Here is a 14,488-nt window from a genome sequence, read left to right as displayed (position 1 = left end):
CGAATGTCCGTGGGAGGACTGTAAAGAGCTAGCCCTATAGAACGTGGACGTGTGGAGACTGTCAATAGAGCTATCTCTACTAGAGGCGGTATAGGTGGATACCGCTACCCTTGTCCGCGCAGGCGAGTGGAGGAGACGACCATGGCCATCGGCTACCGCGAACTGGCCGACTTCCTTCGCACGGCCATCAGGCGAGGCGACTACGAGCAGGGAAGCACTCTGCCGAAGCAAGACCAGATCGCCGAGGAGCATGGAGTCAACATCAAGACCGTCCGCCAGGCCGTCCGGGTCCTCGAAGCCGAGGGACTGGTGACTCCAGTACGACGCCGGGGAACTGTAGTCCGCCGGCGCCCACCCATGAAGCGGCTTGGTGCCGAGCGCTACGCCAAGCACAAGTGGAAGTTCGGCCTCGTAGCCTTTGCCGCTGACCGCGAAGCGTCGGAGCGAAAATGGACGCCAACGGAGCAGACCCAGACAGTCCGCCAGGTCCCAGCGGATGCGGAAGTTGCCGAGGCGTACGGAATTCCCGAAGGTTCGCCCGTCTACGAGCGCGCCCGGCTTGTCAAGGAGGGCGACGCGCCAACCCACACGCTCACCAGCTACTACCGCCCGGAGGACGTTGAAGGGACACCCCTTGTCGACCCCACGCCCGGGCCGGCAGGACACGGTGGAGGCTTCGCTGTGCTCACTCTTCAGGGTCTCGAACCGGACAGCATCACCGAAACCATCTATGCACGAATGCCGACACCCGACGAGGTGGCAGTGCTACGGCTTCCCGCAGGCGAGCCTGTCATGGTGCTCCATCGACGCACAGTCACCCGTGATGGCCGCCTGGTTGAATTCGCCCGAGGCATCCACGCTGCCGCGCGCTTCGCGTGGTCCTATACGTTCAAGATTCCCGATTGAGGACAGCGACACGCCATGACAGCCAGAGCCGTCCTACCCGAGGCCATCCGTGCCGACGTCGAGACTCTTTGGGACTACCACGATCTGCGCCATGCCGTACGACCTGCGGACGTCGGCATCGGTCTCGGCAGCCATGATCTCGGGGTCGCTACGTGTGCGGCGGATCTCTACCACCGTGGCATGTTTCCGCTGATCGTCTTCACCGGCGCGAACGCACCGACCACGGTTGCCGTTTTCCCGCGTGGCGAAGCCGTTCACTACCAAGAGCACGCCATAGCGCGCGGTGTTCCCGCCGAGGCCGTCCTGATCGAGCCGACCGCGACCAACACCGGCCAGAACATCAGCCGCACTCGCGAACTCCTGAGTGAGCGCGGGATTGAGGTCCGGTCAGCCATCCTCATCTCCAAGCCGTACCAGCAGCGTCGTGCATACGCCACGAGCAGGAAGCTGTGGCCGGAGATCGAGATCACCTGTGCCTCGCTCCCGATTTCGCTCGATGACTACGTGGCCGGCATCGGGGATCCGGACCGCGTGGTCAACATGCTTGTCGGCGACACCCAGCGAATCGTCGAGTACGCGAAGGCCGGCTACGCCATCGAGCAGCCGTTCCCCGCGGATGTCCGATCGGCTTACGAGCGTCTGGTCGAGGCGGGGTACACAAGCCGCCTGATCTGAGCTGCTGGCCTGCCACCTGTCTGCCGTGGTCCCCGCAACGCGGCGAGCATGATCCGTTCATGTGTCGCGACTGATTTATCTTCGGTAATGCTTACTTCCGCATCAGCATTTCTGGATATTTCTACGGGCGACCGGCCGAAATAGCCTTTTTCTATGGCATCGAGCGCAGGTGATGATTCGCCGGTGCCGTCGTATTCGGCTTCTTATCGCTTCATGGTGTTCGGCACCTCGGCCGGCTCCACCGACGAAACCCTGGAGACATCCGTGGAAAGACGCTGCCCCGTTCTCGACACCACCGGCCGCAACATCCACGCCGAAACGGATCACCTGCGCGCGCTCGGCCCCGCGACGCGCGTGGAGCTGCCGGGCGGCGTCATCGCGTGGTCCGTCAACTCCCACGACGTGATCAGGAACCTGCTCACCGATCCCAACGTCACCAAGAGCGCCCGCAACCACTGGCCGGCCTTTCTCAACGGCGAGATCCCGCCGGACTGGGAGATGATCAGCTGGATCGCCATGGACAACATGGTCACGGCGTACGGCAAGGACCATGTCCGCCTGCGGAGGCTGGTCGGGAAGGCGTTCACGCCCCGTCGCACCGAGGCGATCCGGCCGCGCATCGTCGAGCTGACCAACGAGCTTCTCGACGCCCTGGCCGCCACTCCGCCGGGTGAGGTGGTCGACCTGCGTCAGCGGTTCGCGTACCCGCTTCCGGCCCGCCTGGTGGCCGACCTGATCGGCATGTCGGAGGAGGCCCGGGTCGAGACCGCCAAGGTCATCGACATGATGGTGGACACCACCGTCACCCCCGAGCAGGCCCAGTCCATCCTCGCCGGATGGCGGGGCGCGATGGAGGAGCTCATCGCCGAGAAGCGGCGCGCTCCGGGCGAGGACATCACCAGCGACCTGGTGGCCGCGCGGGACGAGGACGGCTCGCGGCTGTCGGAGGTCGAGCTGACCGACACGATCTTCGCCATCCTCGGCGCGGGATCCGAGACCACGATCAACTTCTTCGACAACGCCATCACCGCGCTGCTGACCCACCCCGACCAGCTCGACCTCGTCAGGTCCGGCGGCGCCACGTGGGACGACGTGATCGACGAGACCCTGCGGGTGGAGTCGCCCCTCGCGCACCTGCCGCTCCGCTACGCCGTCACCGACATCCACCTCGACGGGGTCACCATCCCGAAGGGCGACCCGATCCTCGTCAACTACAGCGCCGTGGGACGGGACCCGGCGCTGCACGGCGACGACGCCGGCCGCTTCGACATCACCCGGGCCGACAAGGAGCACCTGTCGTTCGGTCACGGCCCGCATTACTGCCTGGGCGCGGGCATCGCCCGAGCGGTCGCCACGATCGGCCTGTCCACGCTGTTCGAGCGCTTCCCCGAGCTGAACCTCGCGGTGTCGAAGGACGACCTCCAGCCGCTGCCGACGTTCATCATGAACGGTCACCGGGCTCTGCCCGTACGGCTGACCGCGTCGGTCCCCGCCGGAGCCGCCGCCCACTGACCGCGCGCCCTCCCCGGTCGTGATCATGCACACATTCCTCGATCACGGTCCCGGCCGGGGGAAACAACCTTGGTGACCATGCACTCAGGTGAGGGTGCATGGTCACCGACGTTTTTCGCCCAGCTCACGGCAGGTTCCAGGGAATCCGTGCATGATCACGGCCGAGGATGGCGGGACATGGCGAATCCGCGGACGCAGCGTGCGTCCGCGGACTCTTCCCATCACGGCATTCGTCTGTCCGTCAGCGGTGGAGCCGTACGACCGCCTCCATGTCCGCCGCCGAGTAGTCGCGGCCGGCGGCGGCCTCGCTGAAGGCCTCCACGCTGAGGCTGTGGGTGGGGCTGTTCTCCGGGTCGCGGAAGCCGGAGGTGAGCGCGTAGGTGTTGTACGTGTCGAGCAACCGCTGCGCCTCGGCGGTGGCCTCGGTGAAGCGCTCCAGCGGGTCGAGGCCGTGGGCCAGCACGTCGCCCATGGCACGGGTCATGACGTCCTGGTTCCCGGCGAAGTCACCGAACAGGGCGCCCTCGGACAGCGGCACCTGACCCGCCAGCTCGGGCCGCTCGCGCACGACGCCCGCCGGGAACCGCATGACGTGGTCGTAGGCCAGCCGGTGGTGGGGGTGCCGGTCGAACCAGCCCTCCTCCTCCAGCAGCGCCTGCGCCGAGTACGTGAGCGGGAGGAAGCTGTTGGCCTTGTGCCGTTCGGCGGCGTTGCGCGGGTTGTGCAGATACTGCAGGAAGGCCAGCGCGCCTTCCTGGGTGGCCTCGTCGAGGCCGTTGGCCAGCCAGAGGGAGGTTCCCGCGATGGCGTTGCCGACATAGGGGACACGGTGGTTGTACGGGAAGATCCCCACCTCGATGTCGAACCCGTTGTCCTCGGCGGCCCGGAACATGTAGTTGACGTCGTTGGACGAGGAGATCCGGATGGCCACGTCCTGGTCGGCGAAGGCCTTCAGCGTGCCCGCCCAGTCAGGGATCTTGCCGGTGTAGAAGTAGTGGCCGTTCTTGTGGAGCTTCCGCCACCACTCCGCCCAGGTCAGCATCTCCTGGGAGGCGAGGTCGACGGCCGTGGCCCGGCCCGTCCGGCCGTTGTGGTTGTTGACGATCAGGCCACCCTGCGACGCCAGCGCCTGCTGGATGAACGTGCCGTGGACCGACCAGGTGATGGCGTGGGCCGGGCCGTCCGCGAGCTGGGCGACGGCCCGGCATACGGCGTCCACGTCCTCCCAGGTCTGCGGCAGCTCCGTCACCCCGGCCCGCCGGAGCAGGCCCTTGTTCGCGTACAGCAGGCTCGTCGTGCCCACCGTCGGCATCGAGGTGAGGTCCCCGTCGTAGGTGTAGTAGTCGCGCATCGGCGGGATGATGTCGTCGATCACGACGGGCTCGCCGAGAACGTCCGTACGGCCGCCGATGGCCTTCTCCACCGAGGTGAACAGCGGGCTGCCGTCCTGGGCGAGCGAGTCCCGGGCCACCTGGGTCATGTAGAAGTACCACTCCGAAATCGCCGGGGTGCGACCTTCCGCGGCAGCCTCGACGACCTGGCGGGGGAATCTCCAGAAGTCCTTGCCGGTGACGTTGATCTGGAATTCGGGATGAGCCTTCTCGAAATCCGCACCCTGCTTGTACCACCGGTCCATCCAGCCCGGAAAGGTCAGGTCCGGCACCCAGACTTCGATGGGAATCTTGCTCTTCATTTGACCTCTTTCTGCTGTCGCGGCACAAGGTCGGAAGTCGTGCGCTGACGGGTGAGGCGCACAGAGCAGGTCGCCGGAAACAAACCGGCCAACAAACCGGCTGGCAAACCGGCTAACAAACCGGAGAACAACCGGAGAACAGGGCCTGCCAGCGTCTATGATTTGCCGGCGGCGGCGCGCTCGCATCTCCGCGATTGCGGTACGGCAGTGCCGTACGACATTGATTTGCGGCGTCGCACATCGGGAGAAGCCCGGTATGGCGGCGGAGTGTGATGCTGAAAGGCGTTGACTGCCGCACCGTGGCGGCCGGCAATGCACCACGCGGCCCACCAACTCACGCCAATTGACTCACGCGTACCAAGTCACCATGTGGCCCGGCAATCCGCCACGCCCATTCCCAGCCCGTCCCCGCCGGCGAACTCGTCACCCCCGCCGAGCCCGGCGCACAGAATCACGGTCACCCCGCCGACCACGGCCGCCGCGTCGCCTCGAAGCTTCGGCTGGATTCCCGAAAGGACTCGTATATGAGTGTCGACAGCACGTACGTGACCGGCACCCACGCGATCGCCGGTGCCCTGGTGGAGCAGTTCACCGCCGCGCCGCCCGCTCAGCTTCCCGAGGCGTACGAGCGGCTGGTCAGGGCGCTGTGGGATGTGGGCGCACCGACCGACTCCACGCAGCCCGCGACGGCCGGCTCCGAGCCGGAAAGCTTCACGTTGCCGGCGCCGGCCGATGTCGCGTTGCCCCTGGCGACCGAGATCGTGGCGTCCCTGGACCGGGTGGACGACCACCGGGCCGGCTACCTGCTCATCCTGCTCGGGCTGCTCGCGGAGGCCGACTCCGCCGCCCGGGAACGCCAGGAGCCCGGCGACCCCGATGGCTCCGTGCGCGAAGCCGTACGGCAGGGCATGGACCACTACCTGCACCTGCTGAGCCGGGTCGGCCCGGACGAGCCGCTGACGCAGGCCGTGGTGTACCTGCTCGCCCACTTCCCGGAGGACCGGGACCGGATCCTGCCTCTGGTCGAGCCTCTGGGGCTGGAGGAGGGCGACCTGTCGCGGCTGGACCGGTGCCTGCGGACGCTCGACCTGGACGCCCCCGACCTGGGCCGGGTCTGGCCCTCTCCGTCGGTGTGGCAGCTCACCGACGAGGAGCGCGACTTCGACAAGGCGTGGATCGGCGCGCTGACCCCCGAGCAGGTCGCCGTGAACTGGCGCAACGACACGCGGACTGTCTGGGGATATGTCGGTTCCAAGGCGTACTGGGCGGTGCGCCACGGGATGCCGGTGGCGGTCGCCGGCGTCACAGAGCCCCCGTCGCCGTCATCCGAGTCCGGCGACGGATCGGCGTCATCCGTGCCGGAGCCCGGAATCGACATCTTCACCCGGCACGCGGCCGCCCTGCGCTGCCCGTCCTGCCAGGGGCCGCTCGACTTCCGGGCCGGTGGGGTCCGCTGCGCTCGCTGCGCGGTGACCTACCCGGTGACCCGTGGCATCCTCGACCTCACGGAGGGCGTGAGCGACGCCGCCGGAGTGACCGACGAGGTCACGGCCAACCTCCTGGCGAAGCTGGCGGAGATGCCCAGCATGGGGCTCTACTACGAGTCCCGGCTGCGTCCCGAGTTCCTCCGCGTGGCCGGAGGCAACTGGGGCGGCGCCGTGACCCTGGCCGACGAGGACGCCTACATCGCGCAGCAGGTGAGTCCGGTCGACGGACCCGTGCTCGACCTCGCGGCGGGCGCGGGCCGGTGGACCAGTGTGATCGCCGAGACCGTCGGCGCCGAGCGGCTCATCGCCCTGGACATGGGCCTGCCGATGCTCAACGTGCTGCGCCGCAGAGTGCCCGCCGTGCCGGCCGTCCGGTCCAGCGCGCTCGCGCTGCCGTTCGAGGACGCGAGCCTGGGCGCGGTGATCTGCTGGAACGCCCTGCAGGCATTCCCCGACGACGCCGCGACCGCCATCGCCGAAGTGGGGCGCTGCCTGCGCCTCGGCGGCACGTTCACGCTGATGACGTTCGTGTGGGATCGGGATCCCGTCGCCCGGCACTTCCAGGCGTCCCACTACTTCCCGAGCCGTCCCGCCGGCATGTTGCTGTTCGAGCCGGACGAGCTCAGGCGCTGGCTGGCGGACGCCAACATGATCGTCCGGGACCAGTCGGGCCCCGAGTCGTTCGCCTTCCTGACCGCCGAGCGCGTGGCCTGAACGCGGCGTCCCTCTAACACCAGGCGGAGGCCTTCATGAGCGTCGGCAACGACATCGAAACAGGCAGCGAAACAGGCAGCGGTACGGCCGTCGGCACAGCCGGCGAGACGAGCATCGGCGCGGGGATCGCGCGGCCGGGGGAGCCGGGTTACGAGGCGGCGACCAGCGTGTTCAACCTCGCGGCGCCGCCGGAGCCGGTGGCCGCGGTCGTCGTGCGGACCGTCGAGGACATCCGCGCGGCGATCCGCTTCGCGGACAGGGAACGGCTCTCGCTGCGGGTGCACACCACCGGGCACGCCTCTCCCGCCGGGCGGCCCATGGGCGACGCGCTGCTGGTCCGGACGGAGATGGACGGCAAGGTGGAGATCGACCCCGCCGGCCGGGTCGCGCGCATCCCCGCCGGCACGGGCTGGGGCGTGGTGGCCAGGGCGGCGGCCGAGCACGGGCTTGCCGTCGCCCACGGTTCGTCTCCGAACGTCGGCGTCGTCGGCTACCTGCTCGGCGGCGGGCTCAGCTTCTACGGCCGGAAGACCGGCCTCGCCGGCAACGGAGTCACCGCGATCGAGCTGGTCACCGCCGACGGGGAGCTGCGCCGGGTGGACGCGTCGTCCGATCCGGAGCTCTTCTGGGCGTTGCGCGGCGGAGGCGGCGGATTCGGCATCGTGACCGCCGTCGAGGTCGGCCTGTTCCCCGTGGCCCAGGTGGTCACCGGAGCGGCCTGCTGGCCCGCGGCCCATGCTCCCCGGCTGCTGCGGATCTGGCGCCGGTGGACCCTCGACGCCCCTTGGGAGGCGGCGACCTCGGTGCGGATCCTGAACCTGCCGGCCATTCCGGAGGTGCCGCCGATGCTGTCCGCCGGGCCCATCCTGTGCGTGGACGGCGCCGTGCTCGCCGAGACGGCCGATGACGTGACCACCGCCCAGCGGTACGCGGACGAGCTGCTGGGCCCCCTGCGTTCGGTCGCCGAGCCGGTGATGGACACGTGGCAGCTCACCGCGCCCATGAGCGTGCTGGACACGCACATGGACCCTTCCGACCCCGTGGCGGTCATCGGCGACCACATGCTGCTGGGCGAGCTCGGCGAAGAGGGCATCGACGAGCTGCTCCGCGTGCTCGGCGAAGGGTCGGAATCGCCGCTGATCGCGGCAGGGCTGCGTCAGCTCGGCGGCGCGTACGCGGTCGCGGATCCCCGGGGAGGCGCGCTCGACCACCTCGACGCTCGCTACGCCTACTCGGGAGGTGGCGTCCCGGACCTGTCGGGCACGGCCGAGGCCATCACCCGGCACATCGCGACCGTCCGGGCCGCGCTCGCCCCGTGGGACACCGGGCGCACGACCCCCACGTTCGTGGAGACGTTCGCGCAGCCGCAGGGGCATCTCAGCGCTGACCGGATCGCCGCCGTCGACCGCGTCCGCGAGCGGGTGGACCCCCGGGGAAGGTTCCGGGACGACATCATGGCGTCCGCCACCGCCCTGCGCTGAGCCCCGCGCTGACTGGTCGCCACCGCCGCGGCCGAGGTGGCGGTGGCGACCTCAGGCATGCCTTCAGGCATGTACGGCATCCAGGTATGCACCAGAGGTCTGGGCACGGGATCCAGGCGCGTACGGAATCCGGGCACGCACGGGATGCGGGCAGGAACGCCGATGAGGGCCGCCGGCTGTGGCCGGCGGCCCTCATTGACGACCTCATTACACCCTTGCCGATGACCCGCGATAACCCCGGGATGACCCGCGATGACCCGGGATGACCCGCGATGACCCGCGATGACCTCGTGACGAGAGGGGCGGATCAGAGCGGTGATCAGAGCGGTGATCAGAGCGGTGATCAGAGCGGTGATCAGAGCGGTGATCAGAGGGGGAGATCAGAGCGGGACGGAGGTGGTGAGCGCGCCGTCCACGCCGATCTCCTGGCCGGTGATGTACGCGGAGCGAGGCGACAGGAGGTACAGCACGGCGTCCGCGACGTCCTCAGCGGTCCCGAGCCGGCCGAGCGCCACGTGGCTGCGGCAGACCTCCTGGGCCTCCGGGGTGTTGGTGATCGCCGTGAACATGTCCGTCACGATGTAGCCGGGGCTGACGGTGTTGACCCGGATGCCCTGCGGAGCCAGGTCGGCGGCGAGGGTGCGGACCAGGTTGATGACGGCTGCCTTGCTCGCCGCGTAGACCGACGTGAAGGCCAGTCCGCGGTGGGCCAGCCACGATCCGTTGATCACGACCGAGCCGCCGTCGAGAAGCAGCGGCAGCGCCTTCTGGATGGTGAAGAAGACACCCTTGAAGTTGACGCCCACGACGTTGTCGAAGCTCGCCTCGGTGACGTCCGCGGTGCGGCCGAAGTCGGCGGTCCCGGCGTTGGCGAACACGCCGTCGAGCCGTCCGAAGGTCTGCTCGATCCGCGACGCGAGCTGGTCGAGGTCGGCGACGCGGGACACGTCGGTGGGCACCGCCAGGACGCGGTCGCCCGCGTCGAGCTCCTTGACCGCCGTCTCCAGGCGCTCCTCGCTGCGTCCGGCGAGGACGACCCGCGCTCCGTCGGCGACGAGCTTGTGCGCCGTGGCCAGCCCCATGCCGCTGCCGCCACCAGTGATGAGAACTGTTTTGTTCGCAAACTCCGTCATGCGGTCAGGATCACACGGCGTTTTATCGCGAGCATCCTTTGAATTGCTGTGTTGCCATTGAATCGGCCCCGGTCAGGCAGCATTCCAGAAGATGCCCCATAACAATCCGGGTGTGACGCTGAAGCGGATGGAAAAGCGGTCCGACCGCTTGTGAAAGGCGACTGGGCGGTCGCTGTGTATGCGATTCGGCTGCATCTGGTCAGTCGGCCGGCACCGGTGACAACAGCTCGCGGAACCAAATCTGAAGCCGAGGAGGCGCTCAAATGGGTGATGTGGCAAAGACCCGTGCGGTGGTGCTCGGTGGAAGCCTCGCCGGGCTGTTCGCGGCCAGGGTGCTCGCCGATGCCTATGACGAAGTGCTCATCATCGACCGCGATGTGTTGATCGGGGTGGAGGGGCCCCGCCGTGGCTGCCCGCAGAGCCGCCACATCAACGGGCTGCTGGCCCGCGGTCAGCAGGCCATGGAGGAGATGTATCCGGGCATCACCCAGGAACTGTTCGCGGACGGCGTGCCGACCGGAGACCTCGCCGGCCACGTGCGCTGGTACTTCAACGGCAAGCGGCTCAAGCAGCAGCAGGCCGGACTGATCTGCGTGGCCTCCAGCCGGCCAAAGCTGGAGCACCACATCCGCGAGCGGACGAGGGCATTCCCCAACGTCGTCTTCGCTGAGCGGCACGACATCCTCGGCCTGGAGACCACCGTCGACCGGAGCCGCGTCACCGGCGTGCGCGTGCAGCCCCTTGAGGACGGCGCCGCGGAGAAGATCATCAGCGCCGACCTGGTGGTGGACGCCACCGGCCGCGGCTCGCGCACCCCCATCTGGCTGGAGGCCCTGGGCTATCCCCGGGTGGAGGAGGAGCGGAAGAAGATCGGCCTGGGGTACGTCACCCAGCACTACCGGCTGACCGCCGACCCCTACCACGGCGACCTGTCCATCAACCCCGTCGCCTCGCCCGCGCTGCCCCGTGGAGCGATCTTCACGAAAACGGACGGCGGCCGGGTCGAGCTGACGACCTACGGCATCCTCGGCGACCACCCTCCGACCGACCAGGAGGGCCTGTACGAGTGGATCAAATCCCTGGCGGTGCCGGACATCTACGACGCGCTCCAGCACGCCGAGCCCCTGGACGAGCCGGTCGCCTTCCGCTTCCCCACGACGTTGCGCCGCCGCTACGAGAAGCTGAACCGCTTCCCCGACGGGCTGCTCGTGACCGGCGACGCGGTGTGCTGCTTCAACCCGGTGTACGCCCAGGGCATGACCGTCGCGGCCCTCGGGGCGCTGGTCATCCGCCAGCACCTGCACACCGGCGCGGTGCCCGACCCGTTCCAGTACTTCAAGGACCTCGCGAGCAACGTCATCGACCAGCCGTGGGAGATGACCAACATCGTGGACCTGAGCTTCCCCGGCGTCGAGGGAGAGCGCCCGCTGCAGGTGCGGATGGCCCAGGCCTTCCTCGGCCTGGTGCAGACCGCCGCCACGCGTGACAGCGTGGTCGCGGCCGCCTACATGCGCGGAGCCGGTCTCATCGACGGCCCCGAAGCCCTCATGCGCCCCCCGATGCTGCTGCGCATCCTGCTGAACGCGCTGCCCTGGGCCAAGGACAAGCCGGAGCCGCCGCAGACCCCGCCGCCGTGGGCGCCGGCCGAGACGCCTGCGCCGAAGGCAGAGCCGTCCGGCAAGAGCCAGGCGCCGGCCAACGGCAAGCCGGCGGCCAACGGCAAGGCGAAGACGGCGGGGGCATCGGTGTCGTGACCGAACGCGCGGCAACGGCCGTCGCGTCCGTCGAGCGGCCGGTCCATGAGCTGGTACGGCGGCGCGCCGGAACCTGTCCGGACGCCGTCGCGGTCTCCCAGGGCGGCGAGAACGTCTCCTACCTGGAGTTGATGCGCCAGGGGGCAACGGTCGCCGCCGCCCTGAAAGCCGCTGGAGACGTCGAGGGCCGGCCGGTGGCGGTGCGGCTCGACCCCGGACCACGCCAGGCCGCGGCAGTCCTCGGAGTGCTCGCGGCCGGCGCCTACCTGCTCTGCCTCGACACCGGCGGCGCCGGGGGACGGGGCAGGGCAGTGCTGGAGGACCTCCGCCCGGCCATCCTCGTGATCGACGGCGGCGGAGCACAGCCTGGCGGAGGAGAAGACGACCTCGTCACCTGGTATCGCGACACCCTCAACGGCTCGGTCCTCCACATGGAAGACCTGCTCCCATCCGGCGAAGCCACCCACGGGTCCGTCGCCGAGTCGTGGCCGCCGCCCGCGCCGACGGCCGGCGGGCTCGACGATCTGATGTACGTGGCCTACACCTCCGGGTCCACCGGGAGGCCCAAGGGGATCTCCCAGACGCATCGGACCTTCGCGCAGTTCATGTCGTGGTTCGCTGAGGAGTTCCGGATCGGGCCCGGCTGCCGGGTGGCGCAATGGGCGGCGCCGGGATACGACGCGAGCCTGGTGGAGATGTTCGCGCCGCTCATGTCGGGTGCGACGCTGTGTCCCGTGCCCTCCCGGATCAGGGCGAATCCGGAGAAGATCGTCGACTGGCTCGCCGCGGAACGGATCACGCATCTGCAGACCGTTCCCAGCTTCGCGCGCCGCCTCCTGGAGGGGATCAACGGCCTCGGACCCGCGGGAGGGCCGTACCGGCTCGATCACCTGCTCCTGGCCGGCGAGCCGCTGAGCGGCGAGCTGGTCAGCGGGCTGCGTTCGGCGCTGCCCGCGATCCGGCTGGTCAACCTCTACGGGCCGACCGAGTCCATCCTGGCGACCTGGCACGAGGTGGGGGACACACCGTCCGGCGACCTCCGCGGCAGGGTGCCGATCGGCCGGCCCATCCCCGGGCGGGAGGTGCTCGTGCTGGACGAGCTGGACCGGCCCTGCCCGGACGGGGTCACCGGAAGCCTGGTCATCCGCAGTCCGTACATCACTCCGGGGTACGCCGGCGCGGCCGCGGGGGAGCGGGCCGCGTTCCGGCCGCCGACCGGGTCGGACGACCCGTGCCGGTACTACCGGACCGGCGACCGCGGCCGCCGGAACGGAGACGGCCTGCTGGAATTCGAGGGACGTCAGGACTTCCAGGTGAAGTTCAACGGCATCCGGCTCGAACTGGGCGATGTGGAAGCCGCGCTCGCGGCGCACGAGTCCGTCGCCGAGTGCGCCGTGGTGGCCGTCTCCGGCAGGCACCGGCTGGTCGCGAGTCTGGCGGCCTACGTCGTGCCGCGCAAACAGGCGGCCGACGGCGCTGCCCCGGCCGCCTGGCGTGCCGCCCTGCGCCGGTGGTTCGGCAAGGCCATGCCGCCCGTGACCTTCACGACCGTCAGCAGCCTGCCCCGCACGGCCGGAGGCAAGATCGACCGCGACAGGCTGCGGCAACTCGACATCACGACGGACTCACGACCGATCTGACCACCGGCATGAGGAGCCAAAAGTCATGAGCGTTTCCGAGGCGACAGATTTACTGGGCGACATTCCGAACGGCGGGCTGGATCGAATTCCGCTCTCGGCCAACCAACAGTTTCTGTGTGCGTTCGACAGGGGCGACGAGGAGGGTCCGTTCGGTCCCCGGTACACCATCGTCTGCGGCTGGCGGGTCACCGGCTCCATCGACCCCGCTGTGCTCCAGGAGGCGTTGGACGACGTGGTGGCCCGGCACGAGGCCCTCCGCACGGAGGTCGTCCGCGGGGAGGGCGGCGGGTACCAGCGGGTGGTCCCGCCCAGCCCGGCGTCCCTGACGGTCCGCGACCTGTCCGGGGTGGCCGCGGGCGACCGTGACCGGGCCGCCGAGGAGTTGCTCAACGACGTCGAGGCGGAGCCGTTCCCGCTCCGCGACCTACCGCTGGTACGCGCCGTGCTGGGCCGTTTCGACGAGCGCGACGGGGTGCTCGCGCTGATGGCCCATCACGTCGCGGCCGACGAGTGGTCGATGCGGCTCATCATGCGCGATGTGGTGCACCGCTACGCCGTACGGACCGGACACGACCTGCCCGACCTGTCCGAGGTGCTGCAGTATCGGGACTACGTGGACTGGGAGCGGTCGGGCGTCGACCCGGCGGTGGTCAGCCGGTCCGAGTCGTACTGGCGGGAGAAGCTGAGCGGTGCCCGCATGCTGACGATCAGGACCGACCACCCCCACTCGGCCGGCCTGCCCAAGGCGACGGCCTGGCAGCGGTTCCGGCTGCCGGGGGACCTCACCGCGGCGGTCCTGCGGATCGGCAAGGAGACGCACAGCTCGCCGTTCATGGTGCTCCTGGCGGCGTACGCGGCGTTCCTCCGGGACAGGGCCCAGACGACCGACATCGTCATCCCGACGTTCTCTTCGGGGCGCGGACAGGCCCGGTTCCACAACGCGGTCGGGTCGTTCTTCAACTTCATGCCGCTACGGCTCGACCTGGCCGGCAGCGCCACCTTCCGCGATGTCGTCGTCCAGACCCGGACCAGCTGCGTCAAGGCGTACGCGCACGACATGCCGTTCGGCCTGGTGCTCCAGCAGGCGCCGGAGCTCATGCTGCCCGCCATGGAGGACGACATGGCCCTGGTCGCCTTCCAGGTCTTCCGCTCGCCGTTCGCCGACGAGCGCGACACGGTGGGAGACCTGGAGTACGCGGTGATCCGCCGGCGGCTCCTGTCGCAGCCCGTGGGCGGAGACGTCCCGGACGGCGCCATGTGGCATCTGGAGATCGACCGGAACGGCGAGCTCGTCGGGTCGATGGCCTACAACACCAACCTCTTCGACGACGACACGATCAGCGACATGGTGTCGGGGTTCGGCGAGGCGCTGCGCCGCGTCATCACCGACCCCGACGTGCCGCTCCGCACCGCCTGACCGCCGCGCCACCAACACGAACCCGCACGGCAACGGCCGCCAGAGAGATTCTGGCGGCCGTTCGGCGTGGGGCTCC

General features: G+C 69.3%; 10 protein-coding genes. 8 read left to right on the top strand and 2 right to left on the bottom strand.

Annotation, left to right across the window (positions count from 1 at the left end):
- Positions 1–141: 141 nt before the first annotated feature.
- From N5079_RS23510 to N5079_RS23500, 3 genes are all read left to right on the top strand, one after another.
- Positions 142–906, top strand: coding sequence for a GntR family transcriptional regulator (locus N5079_RS23510; RefSeq protein WP_261586157.1), 765 nt, complete (start codon positions 142–144; stop codon positions 904–906).
- A gap of 15 nt (positions 907–921) precedes the next feature.
- The gene (locus N5079_RS23505; protein WP_261586156.1) at positions 922–1,581 is read left to right on the top strand and encodes a YdcF family protein; all 660 of its coding nucleotides are present in this window, start codon (positions 922–924) and stop codon (positions 1,579–1,581) included.
- Between the two features lie 213 nt (positions 1,582–1,794).
- Entirely contained in the window at positions 1,795–3,093 is a 1,299-nt protein-coding gene (locus N5079_RS23500; RefSeq protein ID WP_261586155.1) for a cytochrome P450 family protein, read from the top strand.
- A 241-nt stretch (positions 3,094–3,334) separates the two neighbouring features.
- Here N5079_RS23500 and N5079_RS23495 read toward each other — a convergent pair whose 3' ends face one another.
- On the bottom strand, positions 3,335–4,786 hold the full coding sequence (locus tag N5079_RS23495; protein WP_261586153.1) for an extracellular solute-binding protein: 1,452 nt from the start codon (positions 4,784–4,786) through the stop codon (positions 3,335–3,337).
- 524 nt (positions 4,787–5,310) lie between these two features.
- On the opposite strand from N5079_RS23495, the gene N5079_RS23490 reads away from it, so the two are divergent.
- Entirely contained in the window at positions 5,311–6,987 is a 1,677-nt protein-coding gene (locus N5079_RS23490; protein WP_261586152.1) for a class I SAM-dependent methyltransferase, read from the top strand.
- Between the two features lie 35 nt (positions 6,988–7,022).
- Positions 7,023–8,468 (top strand): FAD-binding oxidoreductase, encoded by a 1,446-nt coding sequence (locus N5079_RS23485; RefSeq protein WP_261586151.1) that lies wholly within the window; start codon positions 7,023–7,025, stop codon positions 8,466–8,468.
- A 380-nt stretch (positions 8,469–8,848) separates the two neighbouring features.
- Here the strand turns inward: N5079_RS23485 and N5079_RS23480 are convergent, their stop codons facing one another.
- Positions 8,849–9,601, bottom strand: coding sequence for an SDR family NAD(P)-dependent oxidoreductase (locus N5079_RS23480; RefSeq protein ID WP_261586150.1), 753 nt, complete (start codon positions 9,599–9,601; stop codon positions 8,849–8,851).
- A gap of 263 nt (positions 9,602–9,864) precedes the next feature.
- Between N5079_RS23480 and N5079_RS23475 the strand changes: the two genes are divergently transcribed.
- The 3 genes from N5079_RS23475 to N5079_RS23465 are packed head-to-tail and all read left to right on the top strand — an operon-like array spanning position 9,865 to position 14,412.
- On the top strand, positions 9,865–11,355 hold the full coding sequence (locus tag N5079_RS23475) for an FAD-dependent oxidoreductase (protein WP_261586149.1): 1,491 nt from the start codon (positions 9,865–9,867) through the stop codon (positions 11,353–11,355).
- Positions 11,352–12,995: an AMP-binding protein gene (locus N5079_RS23470; protein WP_261586148.1), complete on the top strand. Its 1,644-nt coding sequence runs from the start codon at positions 11,352–11,354 to the stop codon at positions 12,993–12,995. The genes N5079_RS23475 and N5079_RS23470 overlap by 4 nt, the downstream gene beginning before the upstream one ends.
- A gap of 25 nt (positions 12,996–13,020) precedes the next feature.
- On the top strand, positions 13,021–14,412 hold the full coding sequence (locus N5079_RS23465; protein WP_261586147.1) for a condensation domain-containing protein: 1,392 nt from the start codon (positions 13,021–13,023) through the stop codon (positions 14,410–14,412).
- Positions 14,413–14,488: the final 76 nt, after the last annotated feature.

This window comes from Planotetraspora sp. A-T 1434, assembly GCF_025420585.1.
Classification (GTDB): domain Bacteria; phylum Actinomycetota; class Actinomycetes; order Streptosporangiales; family Streptosporangiaceae; genus JAOEGB01.
Note: the sequence above shows the minus strand (reverse complement) of the source record. Positions and strands in the feature narration are given on the sequence as shown.

Bases quoted from the DNA above. Each gene is read 5' to 3' on its own strand.
- N5079_RS23510 (WP_261586157.1), top strand. From the start codon at position 142: ATGGCCATCGGCTACCGCGAACTGGCCGACTTCCTTCGCACGGCCATC.
- N5079_RS23505 (WP_261586156.1), top strand. From the start codon at position 922: ATGACAGCCAGAGCCGTCCTACCCGAGGCCATCCGTGCCGACGTCGAG.
- N5079_RS23500 (WP_261586155.1), top strand. From the start codon at position 1,795: ATGGTGTTCGGCACCTCGGCCGGCTCCACCGACGAAACCCTGGAGACA.
- N5079_RS23495 (WP_261586153.1), bottom strand. From the start codon at position 4,786: ATGAAGAGCAAGATTCCCATCGAAGTCTGGGTGCCGGACCTGACCTTT.
- N5079_RS23490 (WP_261586152.1), top strand. From the start codon at position 5,311: ATGAGTGTCGACAGCACGTACGTGACCGGCACCCACGCGATCGCCGGT.
- N5079_RS23485 (WP_261586151.1), top strand. From the start codon at position 7,023: ATGAGCGTCGGCAACGACATCGAAACAGGCAGCGAAACAGGCAGCGGT.
- N5079_RS23480 (WP_261586150.1), bottom strand. From the start codon at position 9,601: ATGACGGAGTTTGCGAACAAAACAGTTCTCATCACTGGTGGCGGCAGC.
- N5079_RS23475 (WP_261586149.1), top strand. From the start codon at position 9,865: ATGGGTGATGTGGCAAAGACCCGTGCGGTGGTGCTCGGTGGAAGCCTC.
- N5079_RS23465 (WP_261586147.1), top strand. From the start codon at position 13,021: ATGAGCGTTTCCGAGGCGACAGATTTACTGGGCGACATTCCGAACGGC.